Source organism: Streptomyces sp. NPDC058464, assembly GCF_042721035.1.
In the GTDB taxonomy this organism is placed as follows: Bacteria; Actinomycetota; Actinomycetes; order Streptomycetales; family Streptomycetaceae; genus Streptomyces.
Map to the genome: position 1 here is coordinate 142,169 of NZ_JBHXMA010000024.1, position 19,762 is coordinate 161,930.

Annotated in this window: 17 protein-coding genes; 9 read left to right on the top strand and 8 right to left on the bottom strand. The window is 70.7% G+C overall.

All coding sequences use genetic code 11. The features are described 5' to 3' along the window. Nucleotides 1–152: 152 nt before the first annotated feature. The 4 genes from ACFWPQ_RS29525 (at nucleotide 153) to ACFWPQ_RS29540 (ending at nucleotide 4,348) form a co-directional block, all read left to right on the top strand. A complete protein-coding gene (locus ACFWPQ_RS29525; protein ID WP_384041170.1) occupies nucleotides 153–1,292 on the top strand; it encodes a 5-(carboxyamino)imidazole ribonucleotide synthase in 1,140 nt (379 codons plus the stop codon). Beyond that, the gene (gene purE, locus ACFWPQ_RS29530) at nucleotides 1,289–1,813 is read left to right on the top strand and encodes a 5-(carboxyamino)imidazole ribonucleotide mutase (protein WP_361286834.1); all 525 of its coding nucleotides are present in this window, start codon (nucleotides 1,289–1,291) and stop codon (nucleotides 1,811–1,813) included. Before ACFWPQ_RS29525 ends, purE begins: the two co-directional genes overlap by 4 nt. Before the next feature lie 21 nt (nucleotides 1,814–1,834). Continuing rightward, a complete protein-coding gene (locus ACFWPQ_RS29535; RefSeq protein ID WP_384041172.1) occupies nucleotides 1,835–3,013 on the top strand; it encodes a dipeptidase in 1,179 nt (392 codons plus the stop codon). 237 nt (nucleotides 3,014–3,250) lie between these two features. Next, on the top strand, nucleotides 3,251–4,348 hold the full coding sequence (locus tag ACFWPQ_RS29540; RefSeq protein WP_384041174.1) for a dipeptidase: 1,098 nt from the start codon (nucleotides 3,251–3,253) through the stop codon (nucleotides 4,346–4,348). A 117-nt stretch (nucleotides 4,349–4,465) separates the two neighbouring features. Here ACFWPQ_RS29540 and ACFWPQ_RS29545 read toward each other — a convergent pair whose 3' ends face one another. Together ACFWPQ_RS29545 and ACFWPQ_RS29550 are read right to left on the bottom strand one after the other, a co-directional pair. Beyond that, the gene (locus ACFWPQ_RS29545) at nucleotides 4,466–4,855 is read right to left on the bottom strand and encodes a VOC family protein (protein WP_384041177.1); all 390 of its coding nucleotides are present in this window, start codon (nucleotides 4,853–4,855) and stop codon (nucleotides 4,466–4,468) included. Nucleotides 4,856–4,869: 14 nt separating this feature from the next. Continuing rightward, nucleotides 4,870–5,229: a VOC family protein gene (locus ACFWPQ_RS29550; protein WP_384041180.1), complete on the bottom strand. Its 360-nt coding sequence runs from the start codon at nucleotides 5,227–5,229 to the stop codon at nucleotides 4,870–4,872. 117 nt (nucleotides 5,230–5,346) lie between these two features. Here ACFWPQ_RS29550 and ACFWPQ_RS29555 point away from each other — a divergent pair, with 117 nt between their 5' ends. After that, nucleotides 5,347–5,853, top strand: coding sequence for a CGNR zinc finger domain-containing protein (locus tag ACFWPQ_RS29555; RefSeq protein ID WP_384041183.1), 507 nt, complete (start codon nucleotides 5,347–5,349; stop codon nucleotides 5,851–5,853). A 225-nt stretch (nucleotides 5,854–6,078) separates the two neighbouring features. Here ACFWPQ_RS29555 and ACFWPQ_RS29560 read toward each other — a convergent pair whose 3' ends face one another. Then, nucleotides 6,079–7,422, bottom strand: coding sequence for a UDP-glucose dehydrogenase family protein (locus ACFWPQ_RS29560; RefSeq protein WP_384041186.1), 1,344 nt, complete (start codon nucleotides 7,420–7,422; stop codon nucleotides 6,079–6,081). Between the two features lie 177 nt (nucleotides 7,423–7,599). On the opposite strand from ACFWPQ_RS29560, the gene ACFWPQ_RS29565 reads away from it, so the two are divergent. Both ACFWPQ_RS29565 and ACFWPQ_RS29570 read left to right on the top strand, forming a co-directional pair. After that, entirely contained in the window at nucleotides 7,600–8,757 is a 1,158-nt protein-coding gene (locus tag ACFWPQ_RS29565; RefSeq protein ID WP_384041189.1) for an acyl-CoA dehydrogenase, read from the top strand. 182 nt (nucleotides 8,758–8,939) lie between these two features. Beyond that, on the top strand, nucleotides 8,940–9,305 hold the full coding sequence (locus ACFWPQ_RS29570; RefSeq protein WP_384041192.1) for a four-helix bundle copper-binding protein: 366 nt from the start codon (nucleotides 8,940–8,942) through the stop codon (nucleotides 9,303–9,305). Between the two features lie 74 nt (nucleotides 9,306–9,379). Here the strand turns inward: ACFWPQ_RS29570 and ACFWPQ_RS29575 are convergent, their stop codons facing one another. Continuing rightward, nucleotides 9,380–10,690, bottom strand: a complete 1,311-nt coding sequence (locus tag ACFWPQ_RS29575) for an LCP family protein (protein ID WP_384041194.1) — start codon at nucleotides 10,688–10,690, stop codon at nucleotides 9,380–9,382. Between the two features lie 118 nt (nucleotides 10,691–10,808). Between ACFWPQ_RS29575 and ACFWPQ_RS29580 the strand changes: the two genes are divergently transcribed. Next, nucleotides 10,809–11,357, top strand: a complete 549-nt coding sequence (locus ACFWPQ_RS29580; protein ID WP_089102336.1) for an acyl-CoA thioesterase — start codon at nucleotides 10,809–10,811, stop codon at nucleotides 11,355–11,357. A gap of 134 nt (nucleotides 11,358–11,491) precedes the next feature. Here the strand turns inward: ACFWPQ_RS29580 and ACFWPQ_RS29585 are convergent, their stop codons facing one another. Then, nucleotides 11,492–12,937, bottom strand: coding sequence for an LCP family protein (locus tag ACFWPQ_RS29585; protein ID WP_384041197.1), 1,446 nt, complete (start codon nucleotides 12,935–12,937; stop codon nucleotides 11,492–11,494). A gap of 249 nt (nucleotides 12,938–13,186) precedes the next feature. Here ACFWPQ_RS29585 and ACFWPQ_RS29590 point away from each other — a divergent pair, with 249 nt between their 5' ends. Continuing rightward, entirely contained in the window at nucleotides 13,187–14,236 is a 1,050-nt protein-coding gene (locus ACFWPQ_RS29590; protein WP_384041200.1) for a glycosyltransferase family 2 protein, read from the top strand. 24 nt (nucleotides 14,237–14,260) lie between these two features. On the opposite strand, the gene ACFWPQ_RS29595 is transcribed toward ACFWPQ_RS29590, so the two are convergent. The 3 genes from ACFWPQ_RS29595 to ACFWPQ_RS29605 form a co-directional block, all read right to left on the bottom strand. Then, the gene (locus ACFWPQ_RS29595; RefSeq protein WP_384041269.1) at nucleotides 14,261–15,811 is read right to left on the bottom strand and encodes an LCP family protein; all 1,551 of its coding nucleotides are present in this window, start codon (nucleotides 15,809–15,811) and stop codon (nucleotides 14,261–14,263) included. A 259-nt stretch (nucleotides 15,812–16,070) separates the two neighbouring features. Beyond that, nucleotides 16,071–17,717, bottom strand: coding sequence for an LCP family protein (locus ACFWPQ_RS29600; protein WP_384041272.1), 1,647 nt, complete (start codon nucleotides 17,715–17,717; stop codon nucleotides 16,071–16,073). Nucleotides 17,718–17,959: 242 nt separating this feature from the next. Continuing rightward, the gene (locus tag ACFWPQ_RS29605) at nucleotides 17,960–19,681 is read right to left on the bottom strand and encodes an LCP family protein (RefSeq protein ID WP_384041203.1); all 1,722 of its coding nucleotides are present in this window, start codon (nucleotides 19,679–19,681) and stop codon (nucleotides 17,960–17,962) included. Nucleotides 19,682–19,762: the final 81 nt, after the last annotated feature.

Consider the following 19,762-nt stretch of genomic DNA (forward strand, 5'->3'; position numbering starts at 1 on the left):
GTATGTCCCACGCCTGTGGATGGCGACACAGGTCGGGAACGGCTTGGAAAGAGCACCGGAAAAGCGGGGCAAGAGGCGGCGAAGCGGCAGGTAAGAGCCGTGGTCGAAGGCACGGAAACCGGCCACCCTGGCGCGGCCGATACCCTAGGGGCGTGACGTTCCCGGTAGTCGGCATGGTCGGCGGTGGCCAGCTCGCTCGTATGACACACGAGGCGGGCATCCCGTTGGGCATCAGGTTCAAGCTCCTCAGTGACACCCCTCAGGACTCGGCGGCCCAGGTGGTGAGCGATGTCGTCATCGGCGACTACCGCGACCTGGACACGCTGCGCGCCTTCGCGCAGGGCTGCGACGTGATCACCTTCGATCACGAGCACGTGCCCACCGAGCACCTGCGGGCCCTGGAGGCGGACGGCATCCCCGTGCGCCCCGGTCCCGACGCGCTGGTGCACGCCCAGGACAAGGGCGTGATGCGGGCGAAGCTCGACGCGATCGGCGTGCCGTGCCCGCGGCACCGCATCGTGACCGACGCGGAGGACGTGGTCCGCTTCGCGGCCGAGGGCGACGGCTTCCCCGTCGTCCTGAAGACCGTGCGCGGCGGCTACGACGGCAAGGGCGTGTGGGTCGTGGAGACGGCCGAGGAGGCCACCGACCCCTTCCGGGCGGGTGTGCCCGTCCTCGCGGAGGAGAAGGTCGACTACGTCCGCGAGCTCGCCGCCAACGTCGTGCGCTCCCCGCACGGCCAGGCCGTCGCCTACCCGGTGGTCGAGTCCCAGCAGGTGAACGGCGTCTGCGACACGGTCATCGCGCCCGCTCCCGACCTCGACGAGTCCCTGGCCCTGCAGGCCGAGGAGATGGCCCTGCGGATCGCCAAGGAGCTGGGCGTGGTCGGCCACCTGGCCGTCGAGCTGTTCCAGACCCGCGACGGCCGCATCCTCGTCAACGAGCTGGCGATGCGCCCGCACAACTCCGGGCACTGGAGCCAGGACGGTGCGATCACCAGCCAGTTCGCCAACCACGTCCGGGCGGTCCTCGACCTGCCCCTGGGCGACCCGCGCCCGCGCGCGAAGTGGTCGGTCATGGTCAACGTCCTCGGCGGCGACTACCCGGACATGTACTCCGCGTACCTGCACTGCATGGCCCGCGACCCCAAACTGAAGATCCACATGTACGGCAAGGACGTGAAGCCCGGCCGCAAGGTCGGCCACGTCAACACCTACGGCGACGACCTGGACGACGTTCTCGAGCGCGCACGTCACGCTGCCGGCTACCTGAGAGGCACGATCACCGAATGAGCCCCCTTGTTGGCATCGTCATGGGTTCGGACTCCGACTGGCCCGTCATGGAGGCCGCCGCCCAGGCCCTCGACGAGTTCGAGATCGCGTACGAGGTCGACGTCGTCTCCGCGCACCGCATGCCGCGCGAGATGGTGACGTACGGCGAGCAGGCCGCCGAGCGTGGTCTGAAGGTGATCATCGCGGGTGCCGGGGGAGCGGCTCATCTCCCGGGCATGCTCGCCTCCGTGACCCCGCTCCCGGTCATCGGCGTGCCCGTCCCGCTGAAGTACCTGGACGGCATGGACTCGCTGCTCTCCATCGTGCAGATGCCGGCCGGTGTCCCGGTCGCCGCGGTCTCGGTCGCCGGTGCCCGCAACGCGGGCCTGCTGGCCGCCCGGATCCTCGCCGCGCACGACGAGGACCTGCTGCAGAAGATGCGCGACTTCCAGCAGGACCTCAACGACCAGGCCACCGAGAAGGGCAAGCGGCTGCGGGCCAAGGTCGACGGTGGGTCGAACGGCTTCGGCTTCGGCAAGTAGGACTCCGGGAAGCAATACGCAATGACCTCTCTCGACGAAGCCCGGTCCCTGCTGCGCGAGTTCCCGGTCGTCGACGGCCACAACGACCTGCCGTACGCACTGCGCGAGCAGGTCCGCTACGACCTCGACGCCCGTGACATCGCCACCCACCAGAACGCGCATCTGCACACCGACATCCCGCGTCTGCGCGAGGGCGGGGTGGGTGCGCAGTACTGGTCGGTGTACGTCCGCTCGGACCTGCCGGGCGCGGTCCCGGCGACCCTCGAACAGATCGACTGCGTACGGCAGTTGATCGCCCGTTACCCGGCCGACCTGCGGGCCGCGCTGACCGCCGCGGACATGGGGGCGGCGCGCGCGGAGGGCCGTATCGCCTCGCTCATGGGGGCGGAGGGCGGCCACTCCATCGACAACTCGCTGGGCACCCTGCGCGGTCTGTACGAGCTGGGTGTGCGCTACATGACGCTCACCCACAACGACAACAACGACTGGGCGGACTCGGCGACCGACGAGCCCAACGTGGGCGGTCTGTCGGCCTTCGGCCGCGAGGTGGTGCGGGAGATGAACCGCCTCGGCATGCTGGTCGACCTCTCCCATGTGGCGGCCACGACCATGCGCGCCGCCCTCGACACGTCCACCGCACCGGTGATCTTCTCCCACTCCTCCTCCCGGGCCGTCTGCGACCACCCCCGCAACATCCCGGACGACGTCCTCGAACGCCTCCCCGGCAACGGCGGCATGGCGATGGTGACGTTCGTGCCGAAGTTCGTGCTCCAGGCGGCGGTCGACTGGACGGCGGCGGCCGACGACAACATGCGCGCCCACGGCTTCCACCACCTCGACACCACCGAGGACGCGATGAAGATCCACCGGGCCTTCGAGGAGAGCCACCCCCGCCCGATCGCCACCACCGCCACGGTCGCCGACCACCTCGACCACATGCGCGAGGTCGCCGGCGTCGACCACCTCGGCATCGGCGGCGACTACGACGGCACCGCCTTCACCCCCGACGGTCTCAACGACGTCTCCGGCTACCCCAACCTCGTCGCCGAACTGCTGGACCGTGGCTGGTCCCGGTCCGACCTGGCCAAGCTGACCTGGCAGAACGCGGTCCGGGTGCTGGGCGCGGCGGAGGACGTGGCCCGGGACCTCCAGGAGACGCGGGGACCGTCCCACGCGACCCTCTCCGAACTGGACGGCTGATCGGCGGACCGGTCGATCGACCGATCGTGAGGGCGGGGCAGCCGGTGCGGCCGGCGGCTCCGCCCTCGTGCGTGCGGGGGCACGACCGGGCACCGCGGCACGACCGGGCACCGCGGCACGGCGGGGGACAGGCGTACCCCCGAACGCCCCGTCCACCAGGAACCCTCCCGGGCAGCCGTGCGACGGTGGGCTACAGCCCCTTCACGACGTAGGTCACAGCGACGTACGGAGCCCTTCATGGCCGACCTCCAGCACGACATCCACACCACGACCGAGGTCGGCAGGGAGGACTGTCTCCCGGACGACCCGTTCCCGGTGGAGTCCGGCGCCGCGTTCCTGGAACGGGCCCACGCGCTGCTGGAGGCGCATCCGGTGGCGGACGGCTACAGCGGGCTGCCCCGGGCGCTCGCGCGGCTGCCCTGGTACGACCTGGAGCTGGGCGAGGCGGCCGTGGACACGGACGTGCCCCGGCTGCGCGAGGGGCACGTGGGCGCGCTCTTCTGGTCGCTGCAGGTGCCGGAACGGGAGCGGGGCGACCGGGCCGTGGGCGCCACCCTGGAGCAGCTGGACCTGGTGCGCCGGGTGGTCGAGGCACACCCGGAGGGGCTCCGGCTGGTGCGCACCGCCGGGCAGGTCATCGACGCCCGCAACTGCGGCCGGGTCGCCGTGGTGCTCGGCCCGGCCCCCGCCGCCGCCCTCGACGACTCCCTGGGCATCCTGCGGGTCCTGCAGTCCCTGGGCCTGCGGGTGCTCTCCCTGGCCGGTGCCGCCTGGGCGGGGGAGACGGGGCTGACCCGGTTCGGCGAGGAGGTGGTCCGGGAGATGAACCGGCTCGGGGTGCTCGCCGACCTGTCCGGCGCCCCGGAGGCCGCGCTCGCCCGGGTGCTCGCGCTCTCCAAGACACCGGTCCTGTGCACCCGCTCCGCCGCCGCGGCCGTACGCCCGCACCCCGCCAACCTCTCCGACGAACTGCTCGCGCGGCTGGGGGAGCAGAAGGGCGTCTGCATGGTGCCGCTGACGGCCGAGCAGACCGGGCCGTCCGTCCCGGACGTCGCCGACCACCTCGACCACGTCCGCATGGTCACGGGCCCCGAGTGCGTCGCCCTCTCCGGCACCTACGACACCGGCGTCGCCCACCCCCGCGACCTCGCCGACACCTCCCGCTACCCCCACCTGATCGCCGAGCTGCTCCGACGCGACTGGTCGGAGACCGAGCTCTCCCTGCTGACCTGGGGCAACGTCCAGCGGGCCCTGCGCAGCGCCGACTTCACCGCCCGAGCGACCCAGCGCCGCAGGGAAGCGAGCCCGCCCCGGCCGGCCGACACCGAGGCCTGACCGGCGGGGCCGTACGGGACCTGCTCGGCCGGGACCGTCCGGGGCCGTCCGGGACCTGCTCGGCCGGGACCGTCCGGGACCTGCTCGGCCGGGACCCGGTGTCGGCCGGTCAGCCGGTCAGTCGATGCGGCAGAGGCAGAACGGATGCCCGGCCGGGTCGGCGAACACCCGGAAGTCCTCCGCCACGGGGTCCTCCTCCCGCCGCAGCAGCCGCGCCCCCAGCGCCAGCACCTTCTTCTCCGCCGCGTCGACGTCCTCCCACGTCGGACCCGCGTCGAGGTCGAGATGGAACTGCTGGGAGCCGTGGTCGGCCCGCGGCCACTCGGGCGGTGTGTACCCCTCCGCGAGCTGGAACCCCAGCCGCAGCCCGTCCGGCAGCCTCAGTACGACCCAGTCGTCCTCCTCGGCCACCAGGGTGCCGCCGACGACGGCGGCGTAGAAGGCGGCCAGCGCGCGCGGGTCGGGACAGTCGATCACCACGTTGCGCAGACGGGCGACGGACGCCATGGGTCCTCCTTCTCTCAGCAGGCACAGAGACAGAAAGGGTGCCCGGCCGGGTCGGCGTACACACGGAAGGTGCGCTCCCGGTCCGCCGCGTCCAGCGGCTTCGCGCCCAGCTCCAGCACCCCCTTCTCGGCCGCGTCCAGGTCGTCCACCACCAGGTCCAGGTGGAACTGCTGCGAGTCCTCGGGCGCGGGCCACTGCGGCGCGACGAACCCCGGCGCCTTCTGGAACGCCAGCGCCTGCCCGCCGGGCACCGCCAGGTCCACCCAGTCCCCGTCCCCCTCGGCACTGCCGCCCAGCACCCCGGCGTAGAAACCGGCGAGCGCGGACGGGTCGGGACAGTCCAGGACGACGACACCGAGCTTGGCGAGAGCCATGACTTCCTCCTCGAAGGCGGAGTTACCTGTAAAGCCGGTCAACCAGTAACTTCGGTTACCGCATGCTCCCGCACTGGAGGTAACGTCGCAACCGGATTGGGGAGGTAACTTGCAGAGATGAGTGAGAGATCGCCCGCGCCGGGCGGCCTGGCCCTGGTCGAGGCCCTGGTGAACACGCTGGACCTGGAGTCGGGCGCCGACGCGCTCGACACGGCGGACGGCAGGGCGCGCCTCGGTATCACGGAGGCCGAACTCCCACCGGCCCGCGTCCTGCGCGAGTCCCTGCGCGCCGCCCTGCTCGCCCACGCCGGGCACCCCCCGCACCGCGAGGTCACTCCCCTGGGCGAGCTGCTCGCCGAGGCCCGGCTGTACGTCGCCGTGGACCCCGCCGACGGCTCGGCGCGCCTCCTGCCGGCCGACGAGGACGGGCTGCTCGCCCGCACGGCGGCGGCCGTCGCCACCGCCGCGATCGAGGGCACCTGGACCCGCCTCAAGGCCTGCGAGGCCGACACCTGCCACTGGGCGTACTACGACCGCAGCCCGGCCGGCCGCGGCCGCTGGTGCTCGATGCAGGTGTGCGGGTCGCGCCAGAAAATGCGCCGCTACCGGGCCAAGGACCGGTAAGGCACAGCCGGTTCACCGGTCACGCATGTGCCGCGTGGTGCAGAATGCAACTAGACACCGGTTCGGCCGACTGAGCCTCGGCCGAACCGGTGTCGTCTTTTTTCGTTTGGGCGGATGCCCTGTGACGAGGCGCCCCGAACCGAGGCGCCCCGAAAGGGGCGCGGGGCTGTATCTGATATGCGGCTCCGCCGCGTGGGCGCGACCAGCCCCCACCCGCCCGCAGACTCACGCGGTCGGACGCCCCATGGCGCGATACGTCCACCCGGCCCGCCGCCAGACCTCCGGCTCCAGCGCGTTACGTCCGTCGAGGATCACCCTCTTCGCGGCCACCTCTCCCAGCGCCGCCACATCCAGCTCCCTGAACTCCCGCCACTCGGTGAGGTGCAGCACCACGTCGGCCCCCCGCACGCACTCCTCGGCGCTGACGGCGTAGCCGAGTGTCGGGAACAGCCGCCGCGCGTTGTCCATCCCCTTCGGGTCGTACACCGTCACCTGGCCGCCCTGCAGCTGGATCTGCCCGGCGACGTTCAGCGCCGGCGAGTCGCGCACGTCGTCGGAGTCCGGCTTGAACGTCGCGCCGAGGACCGCGACCCGGGTCCCGAGGAAGGACCCGCCGCCCAGCGCCTCCCGGGCCATCTCGACCATCTGGCCCCGGCGCCGCATGTTGATGGAGTCGATCTCACGCAGGAAGGTCAGCGCCTGGTCGGCACCCAGCTCACCGGCCCGCGCCATGAACGCCCGGATGTCCTTCGGCAGGCAGCCGCCGCCGAACCCGATCCCGGCGCGCAGGAACTTCTTCCCGATCCGGTCGTCGTACCCGATCGCCTCGGCGAGCTTGGCGACGTCGCCGCCCGCGGCCTCGCAGACCTCGGCCATGGCGTTGATGAAGGAGATCTTGGTCGCGAGGAAGGAGTTCGCGGACGTCTTCACCAGCTCGGCGGTCGGGAAGTCGGTCACCACGAACGGCGTGCCCTCGCCGACCGGCGTCGCGTACACCTCGCGCAGCAGCTTCTCGGCCCGCTCGCTGCGCACCCCGACCACGATCCGGTCGGGGTGCAGCGTGTCCTGGACGGCGAAGCCCTCGCGCAGGAACTCCGGGTTCCAGGCCAGCTCGGCATCCGCCCCGGCGGGCGCGTTCTCCGCGAGGTAGGCGGCCAGCCGCTCCGCCGAGCCGACCGGCACCGTCGACTTGCCGACGACGAGGGCGGGCCCGGTCAGATGCGGGGCCAGCGACGCGATCGCGGAGTCGACGTACGACATGTCGCAGGCGTACTCGCCGTGCTTCTGCGGGGTGTTCACGCAGACGAAGTGGACGTCGCCGAAGGCGCCGACCTCGGCCCAGTCGGTGGTGAAGCGCAGCCGCCCGCTGGACCCTTCGAAGCCGGCCACGTGCCGGCGCAGCAGCTCGTCGAGACCCGGCTCGTACATCGGCGTCTCGCCGCGCTCCAGCATCGCGATCTTCTCGGGCACGACGTCCAGCCCGAGCACCTCGAAGCCCAGCTCGGCCATGGCCGCGGCATGGGTGGCGCCGAGATAGCCGGTGCCGATCACAGTGATCTTGAGGCTCATGAATGCTCCAGCTCGGGGACGTCGGTGCGGGCTGCGGCCCGAGCATAACCGGGCCGTCTTCCGGGCAACTTTCCCGCTGTCGCCAAGCTCACGTGACCTATCCGTGGGCCGCGTTCTAAACTTTGAGTTACTTAACGGTAATTAGCGTCAGCACCACTGCGTCTGGAGTGAGGGACCTTGGCCGGATCGGCTGACTTCGACCTGTACCGCCCGTCCGAGGAGCACGACATGCTCCGTGACGTCGTCCGCGCGCTGGTCGAGGCGAAGATCGCCCCGTACGCCGCCGCGGTCGACGAGGAGGCCCGCTTCCCGCAGGAGGCGCTCGACGCGCTGGTCGCCAACGACCTGCACGCCGTGCACGTCCCCGAGGAGTACGGCGGTGCCGGCGCCGACGCGCTCGCCACGGTCATCGTGATCGAGGAGGTCGCCCGCGCCTGCGTCTCCTCCTCCCTCATCCCGGCCGTGAACAAGCTGGGCTCGCTCCCGGTGATCCTCTCCGGCGGCGAGGACCTGAAGAAGAAGTACCTGACCCCGCTCGCCAAGGGCGACGCGATGTTCTCGTACGCCCTCTCCGAGCCGGACGCGGGCTCCGACGCGGGCGGCATGAAGACGAAGGCGGTCCGCGACGGCGACCACTACGTCCTCAACGGCGTGAAGCGCTGGATCACCAACGCGGGCGTCTCCGACTACTACACGGTGATGGCCGTGACGGACCCGGAGAAGCGCACCAAGGGGATCTCCGCCTTCGTCGTCGAGAAGGCCGACGAGGGCGTCTCCTTCGGCGCCCCGGAGAAGAAGCTCGGCATCAAGGGCTCGCCGACCCGCGAGGTCTACCTCGACAACGTCCGCATCCCCGCCGACCGCATGATCGGCGCGGAGGGCACCGGTTTCGCCACCGCGATGAAGACCCTGGACCACACCCGGATCACCATCGCCGCCCAGGCCCTCGGGGTCGCCCAGGGCGCCCTCGACTACGCCAAGGGCTATGTCCAGGAGCGCAAGCAGTTCGGCAAGCCGATCGGTGACTTCCAGGGCATCCAGTTCATGCTCGCCGACATGGCCATGAAGATCGCCGCCGCCCGCGCCCTCACCTACCAGGCCGCGGCCGCCTCCGAGCGCGGCGACGCCGACCTCACCTTCCAGGGCGCTGCGGCCAAGTGCTTCGCCTCCGACGTCGCCATGGAGGTCACCACGGACGCCGTCCAGCTCCTCGGCGGCTACGGCTACACCCGCGACTACCCGGTCGAGCGCATGATGCGCGACGCGAAGATCACCCAGATCTACGAGGGCACCAACCAGGTCCAGCGGATCGTCATGGCCCGCAACCTGCCGTAACCGCACCGGCATCCGACGAGAAGGCGCCCTTCGGGGCGCCTTCTTCGGCTTCGGCGCCGAACGCCGCTGCCGAACTTCGCTGCCGAATGCCGCTGCCGAATGGCACTACCGGACGGTCGGGCTTAGGACGAGAACCAGACGGGGAACACCCCGGACCCCGCACCCCCCACCCTGGAGGAGCCATGACCCAGACCGGACCCATGACGGCCATGTCCAAGCAGATGCAGGACTGCGTCAACATGTGCATGGCCACCCACACGATGTGCGAGGAGACCATGAGCTCCTGCATGTCGATGGAGGGCGGCCAGGCCCACATGCGCATCATGCGCGCGCTGATGGACTGCTCCGAGGCGACCCGGATGTGCGCCGACATGATGATGCGGCGCTCGCCGCTCTCGCCCGAGATGTGCGCGATGTGCGCCAAGGCCTGTGACATGTGCGCCGAGGCGTGTATGACCATGCCGGACGACCCGCAGATGAAGCGCTGTGCGGAGGCGTGTCGCCGCTGCGCCGAGATGTGCCGCTCGATGGCGGCCATGCCCATGTGACACGCCGATGGGGAAGGGCGCCTGGCCCTTCCCCATCTCGCGTTGCCCGCCGTCGGGACGGCCCGGCCGTCGGGTCAGTTGCCGGAGACGGTGACCTTCTCGTCGTTCTTCAGCTCGTCGACCAGGGTCTTGACCTTCGTCTTGTCCCAGACGAGGTTGCCGCCCGTGGAGCCGGAGATCGGCATGTTCATCGAGACGCCGTCGCCGCCGTTGACGTCCTTCATCGCGAAGAACATCGACGCCAGGTCCCACAGGCTCATGTCCTTGTCGACGGTGAGGGAGTCGAGGCCCGCGCCGAGGGTGGGGTAGAGCTTGAAGGGGTTCAGGACCGTCGACGGGGTGGCCACCTGGTGGGCCAGAGCGGCCAGGAACTTCTGCTGGTTCTTGGTGCGCTGCAGGTCGGACGCGGCGAAGGCGTGCCGGGTACGGACGAAGGCCAGGGCCTCCTCGCCGTTCAGGGTCTGCTTGCCCGCCTTGAAGTTCGCGCCCGAGTAGCTGTCCTTGAAGCCCTTGTCGATGGTGATCGTGACACCGCCGACCGCGTCCACGATGTCCGCGAAGCCGGCGAAGCCGATCTCCACGTAGTGGTCGATGTGCAGACCGGTGTTGTACTCGACGGTGCGGACGAGGAGGGTCGGGCCGTCCTCGGCGTAGGCCGCGTTCAGCTTCGTGTGGCGGCCGGTGCCCTTGTAGACCTTGCCGGACGTCGACCCCTGGTAGGACGGGATCTCCACGTCCGAGTCACGGGGCAGGGAGATCAGCGTGTCGCCGTTGTCGCCGACGTGCAGGATCATCATCGAGTCGGTGCGCTGGCCCTCGGCCGACCCCGTGTGCAGCTTCTTCTTCTCCTCGGCCGACATGCCCTTGCGGCTGTCGGAACCGACGATCAGGTAGTTGGTGCCCTTGCCCGCCGCGGGCCGGTCGATCACCTTGGACAGGTCGACGTCCCGGTGCAGCTTGGAGTCGGCCCAGAAGTAGGTCGAGACGGATGTGACGATCAGCACGCTCAGGACGACGATCGCGGTCCACTTGATCCGCTTGCGCCAGTTCGGAGCCGGCCGCGGCCCGCGCTCGGGCGTACCGGCGGGACCACCGCCCCCGGGGCCGCCGCCGTAGACCTGGCCGGTGTTGTAGCCGCTGTCGTAGCCGTCGTACCCGCCACCGCCACCGCCACCGTCTCCGTACCCGCCGCCGTACGGCTGCTGCTGCGGGACCCCGGCGTACCCGCCGCCGCCCTGCTGCGGGGCACCGTACGGCGGTGCCGACGGCTCTCCACGCCGTACCTGGCGCATCACGCGGGCGCCCTCAGGCTGCGCGCTTGCGCTACCGCGTCCGTACTGGTTGCCGCGGTTGTCGTTCGACCGCCCCTCGGGCCATTCGTTCATGGGCCCCAGTGTGCAGGCAGCGGCCATGCCTCTTACAAGGGTCGTCGGAAAATCAGGGCACCGCTGTTGCGAACCCGACACAAATTCCGCGATTGTCCCTCGGCATAAGGTGGGGGCCATGACAGACCAGGCCCCCGAGGCGGAATCCGATATACCCGGCAAGCCGACGTCCGCGTCCCGGACCACGCTGAGCCACATCATGACCCACAGCGACACCAACCTCCTCGGGACGGTGCACGGCGGTGTGATCATGAAGCTCGTGGACGACGCGGCGGGCGCGGTCGCCGGCCGCCACTCGGGCGGTCCCGCCGTCACCGCGTCCATGGACGAGATGGCGTTCCTGGAGCCGGTCCGCGTCGGCGACCTGGTCCACGTCAAGGCCCAGGTCAACTGGACCGGCCGGACGTCGATGGAGGTGGGGGTGCGGGTCCTCGCCGAGCGCTGGAACGAGTCGACTCCCGCCACCCAGGTCGGCTCGGCCTACCTCGTCTTCGCGGCGGTGGACGCCGACGGCAAGCCGCGCCGGGTACCGCCGGTCCTGCCGGAGACCGACCGGGACCGCCGGCGCTACCAGGAGGCCCAGATCAGGCGCACGCACCGGCTGGCGAGACGGCGGGACATCAGGGAGCTGCGCGAGCGCAGGGTGGCGGAGGGGTACGCCGACTAGGACAGTGCCGCGCCGTCGTGGCTGGTCGCGCAGCTCCCCGCGCCCCCAAGAGAAGGGGCGCTGCAGGGCGCCCCTTCAGTGGTGCGGGGAACTGCGCGACCAGCCCCCACGCACCCGCGGCCGAGACACGACCCTCAGCAGACCTTCTCGTCCCCCCGGATGACGGGAGCCTCCACCTTCGGCGGCACCGGCGCAGCCACCCGCACCGTCCGTACCGCCCCCTTGAAGTCCGCCCCCACCGTCACCCGCAGCACCGGCCCCTGCCCCGGCACGGCCCGCAGCACGCTGCCCGGCAGGGCCGCCGCCAGCGAGCGGGCCGAGCGGTCCCACCGCGGGTCGAAGGAGATCACCGTCCGCCCCAGGTCACGGTGGGCGGCGGTCACCGGCCGGTGGTTCGTCGCGAAGCCCGTCGCCGCCAGCGCCGCGTCCATCCGCCGCGCCAGCCCCGCCGTACCCGTGCCGTTCTCCACCTGGACCCGGATCGTCGCGGGCGCCACCTCCACCGTCACCGGCGCCGGCCCCCGTGCCCCCTGCGGCCTCGGCGCGAGAGAGGGGGAGGGCGAGGGCGAGGGCGTCGGCGTGGCCGCGTGCGTGGGCGCCGGCGTCGCTGCCGCGAGCGGCTTGTCCTCGCGCAGGGACTGGAACAGGCGGTCCGCTCCGGCCCGGTCCCACTTCAGCGTCGAGCCGATGCCCTTCACCACGTACCCGAGCTGCCCGATGGGGACGGTCGTGAACTCGGAGGAGGACGGCGAGAAGTTGCGCATCGCCCGGCCGAGGTCGAGCAGCTCGTCCGTGCCGAAGCCGGTGTCGGCCCGCACCGACCCCAGCACCGCCCGCGTCACGTCCCGGAACCTGATCGGGTTGAGCAGCACCCCGTTCGACGTCGCCCGCTCGATCAGCGCCGCCAGGAACTGCTGCTGCCGCTTCATCCGGCTCAGGTCGCTCGCCGCGTCGACATGCCGGGAGCGGACGTACTGCAGGGCCTGGCCGCCGTTCAGGGTGTGCGTGCCGGGGGAGAGGTGCAGGCCGGTGTAGGAGTCCTGCAGGGGCTGGGCGGTGCAGATCGGGACCCCGCCGAGCACGTCCACGGTCCGCATGAACGTGATGAAGTCGACCTCCAGATAGTGGTCGATCTTCAGGTGGGTCATGTCCTCGACGGTGCGGACGGTCTGCTGCGGGCCGCCCTCCGCGTAGGCCGCGTTCAGCTTGATGGGGTGCGCGGGGTGCGTCCGGCCCGTCGCCTCGTCGACGTGCGACGGCACCTCGGCGTACGAGTCGCGCGGCAGGCTGACCACGGTCGCCCGCTCCCGGTCCGCCGAGATGTGCACGATCATGATCGTGTCGGTGCAGTGGCAGGGCGCCCCGCCCAGCCGGTACTTCCGCCGCTCGTGCTCGGTGATCTGGTCGCGGCCGTCGGTGCCGACCAGCAGCACGTTCATGCCGTGGCCCGGGGCGGGACGGTTCTTCATGTCCTTGAAGGGGTCGACCCGGGCGATGTCCGCGTCCAGGCCGGCCATCACCGAGTGCCCGATCCCGGCCGACGCCAGCACCACGACCGAGAGCGTGGTCACCGCCCGCATGGCCCAGCGCGGCCGCCGGGGCCTCCTGGGTCGTACCGGCGGCCGCGGGGCCTGACGGGTGGGCTGCGGTCGGCGCTGCGGCCGGACGGGCCGGGCGGGGGACCGGGGCGGGCTGGCGGACAAAGGACACCTCCGGACGAGGCCGTACGTGGGATCCGTGAGCACCGTAGGCCGATACGACCTTCAGCCCGCCCCACCGCCCATGCGGCGCGCACCGGTGTCCCCCGTTCGCGGTAACGTGAGCCCCCTATGAACGCCAAGCCCGACGTGCGGCACCCCGCAGTTTCTGTGATCATGCCCGTCCTCGACGAGGAGCGGCACCTGCGCGGGGCCGTCCAAGCGATCCTCGCGCAGGAGTACGCCGGCGAGCTGGAGGTCGTCATCGCCCTCGGTCCGTCCAAGGACCGCACGGACGAGATCGCCGCCCAGCTCGTGGCCGAGACTGCGTCATCCGAGAACAAGCGCGTGCACACCGTGCCGAACCCGACCGGGCGCACCCCGGCCGCGCTGAACGCCGCGATCAAGGCCTCCCGGCACCCGATCGTGGTCCGTGTCGACGGCCACGGCATGCTCTCCCCGAACTACATCGCCACCGCGGTACGGCTCCTGGAGGAGACCGGCGCGATGAACGTCGGCGGCATCATGCACGCCGAGGGCGAGAACGCCTGGGAGGACGCGGTCGCGGCTGCCATGACCTCGAAGATCGGCGTCGGGAACGCGGCCTTCCACACGGGCGGCGAGGCCGGGCCCGCCGACACGGTCTACCTCGGTGTCTTCCGGCGCGAGGCGCTGGAGCAACAGGGCGGCTACAACGAGGAGTTCATCCGCGCCCAGGACTGGGAGCTGAACTTCCGGATCCGCGAGGCCGGCGGGCTGATCTGGTTCTCGCCGGAGCTGAGGGTGTCGTACCGGCCGCGGCCCAGCGTGAAGGCGCTCGCCAAGCAGTACAAGGACTACGGCCGCTGGCGGCACGTCGTCGCCCGCTACCACGAGGGCTCCATCAACCTGCGCTACCTCGCCCCGCCGACGGCGGTGTGCGCGATAGCCGCGGGGATCGTCGTGGGCGCGCTGGTCACCCCGTTCGGGTTCCTCGTGCCGGGCGGCTACCTCGCGGCGATCGTCGCCGGGTCCCTCCCGGCCGGCAAGGGGCTGTCGCTGAAGGCACGGCTGCAGATCCCGGTCGCCCTCGCCACCATGCACATGTCGTGGGGGTACGGCTTCCTGACCAGCCCCAAGGCCCTGGCGAAGCGGGTCATCGCGTCCCGCCGCCCGGCGGTGCTCAGCTCCACCGGCAGCTGAGCACCCCCGCGAGACCGGCCCGGGCTACCAGGTGTAGTCCGGGTCGACGTGCATGCACGCCTTGGTGTCCGAGGCGTTGAGGGCGCTCGCCGACGCCGGGGTGGTGTCATCGTCGTCGGCGGTGTACTTGGTGCCCGAGCGCCAGTCGGCGCCCACGACCACCGTGACCCCGTCCACGGCCGTGGACTTCTTCACCTGGCTGGTGGGGATGCCCAGGACCTTGGCGACCCGCTGGGCGTCGCCCGCCAGGTCCGCGCTCGGATAGCGCACCAGCGTCTGGTCCTCGCTCAGCAGCGCCGAGGAGTCGGCGGCCGCCTTCGTGAAGCCCTTGCCGACCAGCAGCTGGGTGACGGCGGCGGCCCGGCCGGTGACGGCGGTCTCCGTGCTGCTCTTCGTGCCGTTCTGCACCTGCACGGCGATCTTGTCGTCGGCCGCCGCCTTGTCGGTGACCTTCGTCGTGGTCGTCGTCTTCTTCTTGTCCTTGCCGTCCAGCGCGATGTCCTCGCGGACCAGCCGCCACAGCTTGGCCGCGTCGGTGGGCTTGGGCAGGACCCGGTTGCCGTCGGAGGAGTACACGAACGGCATCGTCGTCATGGTGATCCGGTTCGTGGGGACCTTCTTCAGTTCCTTGCTCAGGTCGTAGAGCTTGGTGACCGTGCCGAGGCCGGTGTCGACGGTGAGCGCCTTGGTGGCCGTCTCGGCGAGCCCCAGGAGCTTGTCGGGGTTGCTGAGGGTGGCGTTGGAACGCAGCTGCCGGACCATCGAGTTCATGTACATGTGCTGGGCCTTGGTCCGGGCTATGTCACTGCCGTCCTCGAAGCCGTAGCGGGTGCGCAGCCACTGCAGGGCCTGCTTGCCCTTGACGGAGGTGGTGCCCTTCTTCAGCTTCAGGCCGGAGCCGTGGCCGGTGGAGGTGTGCGAGTAGATGTTGGCGTCCACGCACACCGGCACCCCGCCGATCGCGTCCGCCATCGACACCACGCCGGAGAAGTCGACCATCATGAAGTGGTCGATGTGGATGCCGGTGAGCTTCTCCCAGGTGGCCACCGTGCAGCCGGGCCCGCCGCGTTCCAGGGAGGCGTTGGTCATCGTGTCGTCGGTGGCCGCGTACACCTTGCCGGTCTTGGCGTCGGTGCACTTGGGGATGGACACCAGGGTGTCGCGGGGCATGGACACCACCGACATGTTGGTGCGGTCGGCGGACACGTGCAGCAGCATCTGGACGTCGGCCCGGGCGGCGGTGCCGATGTCCTTGGCGCCGCCCAGCTTCTGGTTCTCGGCGGTGTCCCGGGCGTCGGAGCCGATCAGCAGGATGTTGAGCGGGGTCTGACCGGCCGCGTTCGCCTTGGACGCGGTCGCGCGGTCCTTGGCGTCGGCGTTGTTCAGGTTCTCTTTCTTGATGTTGCCGTTGAGGTGCTCGTAGTACAGGTATCCGGCGGTGGCGGTACCGGCCATGGCCAGCACCAGGATCGAGGCCGACCAGCGGACGATCCGGCGTCGGCGGCGCTTTCGGTCGCCGTCCGTACCGCGTCTGCCCTGTCGGCCGCCGCCACCGTCCTGGGGCGTGAGAGACATGGTGTCCTCGACCGCGGACACCACGTCGGACACCTCCCCCCGCACACTGCTGTGCACCACCTTGCCCGCCCTCCCGCTCACACCTGCCGCCACACCCGGAACTCCCGGGCACCTGAAGCACGGCGGCAGTGTCGTGCAGCCGTTTAGGAGTTGCCTGTGCTTACCTGTGCGGACCTGTGTGTGAAGAGACCGTGCCGCCTGTAATGACCCTGTACGGGAACCTTGTACGACCCCTGTGCAAGACCGGCGGCACGGCCCGCTACCAGCGGTAGGGCGCGTACACGTCCATGCACTGCTTGGTGTCCGAACCGTTGATGGCGTCGGCGTTGTCCGGCAGGTCACCGGCCTTCGGCGTGGACTGCTTCGGGTAGGCCGTCCCGTCCCGCCAGTCGGCGCCGACGACGAGCGTGACACCCGACACATTCGTGGTCTGCTGCACCTGACCGGTGGGGATCCCCAGTGCCTTGGCGACCGCCTGGGCGTCGCCCTGCAGGTCCGCGCTCGGGTACTGGACCACCGTCTTCTCCACCGACTGCGCGGCCGCCGAGGTGTCCGCCGCCGCCTTCGTGTATCCCTTGCCGGCCAGCACCTGGGCCAGCGCCCGCGCCCGGCCGCCGACCGCGGCCTCGGTGGCGGTACCGGTGGCGTTCTGCACCAGCACGCCGAGACTGCCCGCGGAGACGGACGGTTCCTTGGTGGGCGTGGCGCTCGCCGTGGTCTTCTTCTTGCTCTCCTCGGCGCCGCCGTTCTTGTCGAACGCCACGTCGTCGCGGAGCATCTGCCACATCTTGGCGGCGTTGGCGCCGTCCGGCACGAGGTGGTCCCGGTTCTGCGGGTCCTGGACGTTCGGCATGGTGAGCGAGGTGATGCGGTCCGTCGGCACCGACTTGAGCTGCATGCCCAGGTCGTAGAGCTTCTTCGGGCTGCCGATCTCCTCCGAGACCGTCAGCGACTTGGTGGCCGCCTCGGCCAGGTCCATCAGCCTGCCGGTGTCGGTGAAGACGTTCTGCCCCTTCAGCGTCCGGATCATCGAGTTGAGGTACATGTGCTGGGCCTTGGCCCGCAGCGGGTCACTGCCCCAGGCGTGCCGGGTGCGCAGCCACTGCAGGGCCTGCTCGCCCTGCACCTTGTGCGTGCCGGCCGTCATCTTCAGCCCGGAGCCGCCGGGCACCGCGGCCGTCGGCCGGTCCCACACGTTCTGCTTCACACAGACGTCGACGCCGCCGATGGCGTCCGCCATGTTCACCACGCCCGCGAAGTCGATCGTGATCCAGTGGTCGATGTAGACCCCGGTGAGGTTCTCCCAGGTGGCCAGCGTGCAGCCGGCGCCGCCGCGGGCCAGCGACTCGTTGATGATGGCGTTGGTCGCCGCGTACACCTTGCCGGTGTCCGGGTCCGTGCACTTGGGGATGTCGACGCGGGTGTCCCGGGGGATGCTCACCATCGCCGCGCTCTTGCGGTCCGCCGACAGGTGGATCAGCATCTGCACGTCGCCGAGCGGCGGGCTGCCCCGGTCGTACTTGGCGCCGCCGAGTTTCACGTTCTCGTCGGAGTTACGGCTGTCGGAGCCGATCAGCAGGATGTTCAACGGCGTCTGGCCGGCCGCGTTCGCCGCGGTCTTGCGCGCCTTGGCGTCGCCGATGTCGCGCTGGCCCTTGTGGATGTTGCGGTTCAGGTGCTGGTAGTAGAGGTAACCGGCACCGGCCGTGCCGAGGACCACCACCGACAGCACGGTCGCCGACCAGCGCAGCACCCGCCGTCCGCGCCCGCCGCGCCTGCCCCGGCCACCGTCCGGGCCGCCGTTCGGGCCGCCGGGCGAGTCACCGCCCGAGCCGGCCTTCGCGCCGCCCCCGCGAGGTTCTCCGGGTCTGCCCGGCGCCCGGGGTGCCTTCGGTGCGAGGGACATCGTGTCCTCGACCGCAGGCACCTCCTCCCCCCGCACATCGCTCTGCGTCAACTCCCTGCCCTCCCCACCCTGCGCCCTGCGCACATGGGCCCGCCGCCACGCCCCCCATCGGACGCCACACGGACCACACGGGTCCGCCCCGCGCCCGGTTAGACGCGTGACGGACCCATAGGGTTACCTGCTTATTCGCTGTTACTTGGCGGTCGCCGGGCGTAACTCTTCGTCGCGCCGGTCTACTTGGCCTACTTGGCGCAGGTCACCTTGTCCGCCGTCGTCTTGCTGTCCACGTCCGGCGCCTTTGTCGGTGTGGTGAGGGAGACTCCCGCCCCCTGGAAGTCCTTGCCCAGCGTCAGGGTGATCGCGGGCAGGCCCTGGGAGTTGATCACGCTCTTCCCGGGCTTCATCGCGGAGCCCGACAGCCCCATGAGGCTGGCCAGTTCACGCGCCTGGTCGGCCTGGTTGGGCGCGTACTCCAGGGTGGTCTTGCTCACTGCGGCGTCCGCGTTGCCGGCGTTCTCCGACTTGAGGACGCCCTCCTGGTTCTGCAGCCAGCTGAGGGTCTCCTGGGCGCTGCCGGCCGGGGCCCCGCCGTTGAGGATCCGCACCCGCACCTCGGAGGCCGCCGACTTGGAGCCCTTCAGACGGGCGGCGGCCGCGTCCTTGCTGGCCTGCGCCTGCTTCTTCTTGACGGCCGTGAAGGAGACGTCGTCCTTGATCGCCTGGAAGACGGCGGGGGCCTTCGTCTCGTTGAGCACGACGGTCGCCTTCACCTTCTCCGCCGGGTTGTCCAGCACCGGGATGGTGGTGAAGGTCAGGTTCTTCGGGTTGAGCTTGCCGAGCTCCAGACCGAGGTCCTTCAGCTTGTAGATGCTGTCCAGCTTGGAGTCGACGGTGAGCGCCTTGGTGCCGACCTCGGCCAGCTTCAGCAGCTTGGTCGGGCTGGTGAGCGTCGAGTTGGAGCTGAGCTTGCGCATCAGGGCGCTGAGGAACTGCTGTTGGAGCTGGATCCGGCTCAGGTCACCGCCGAAGCCGACCGAGTGCCGGGTGCGCACGAACGCCAGCGCGGTCTCGCCGGAGATGTTGTGGGTGCCCTTGGACAGCTTCAGGTGCGAGTCCGAGTCGTCGATGTCCTTGGCCAGGCACACCTCGACCCCGCCGACCGCGTCGGTCAGCGTCTTGACCGCGTTGAAGTCGGCCACCATGAAGTTGTCGGCCTGGATCCCGGTCAGCTCGGTCACCGTGCGCACGGTGCAGCTGGCGGTACGGCCGTCCTGGCCGAGGCTGGTGTTGAACCGGACGTTCTCGGTGCCCGCGATGACCTTCTCGCTCCCGTCCGACTGCTGTGTCTGGCAGTCGGGCACGTCGACGATGAGGTCACGCGGGATGCTCAGCGCGGTGGCGTTCGAGCGGTCCTTGGAGATGTGCAGCAGGATCGTGGTGTCGGCGTGCCCGACGCTGCCGGCGTCGCCGTAGCCCTCGTTGCCCGAGCCCGTCCGCTTGTCGGTGCCGATGATCAGCAGGTTGATCGCCTTGTCCTTGCTGAAACCACCGGTGCTCGCGCCGTCGTCGGAGACCGACGTGATGTTGTCGTTGAGGTGCTTGATGTACAGGTAGCCGGCGGCCGAGGCGGCGACCAGCACGAAGGCCATCGTCCCGCCGGTCCACAGCAGGACCTTCTTCGCCTTCGACTTCTTCTTCACCGGCTGCCGCCGCGAGCGCCGCCCCGCCGGCGGCTCGGGCTCGCTGCGGCGCCTGCGCTGCCCCGGCACCTCCGGGCTCGCGGTCTCCCGCGCACCGCCACCGCCCGCGGCGGCGCCCGGCGAGGCGGGCCTGCGCGGTCCGGGTACCGACGACTGCGGTGCGGAAGGCGCCAGTCGCAGTTCGTATTCGCCGGTGTTCGGATTGAGTACCCACTGGTCTGCGGGATCGATGTTGTCCGCCCGCCCACGGCCTTGCGCGTCCACGGTTGTCCGAATCCTCCGTCGGGGCCACGCGGCGCCTTCCCCCCACCAAGGCGCTCGGTCACGTTTCGCGGTGCACGACCC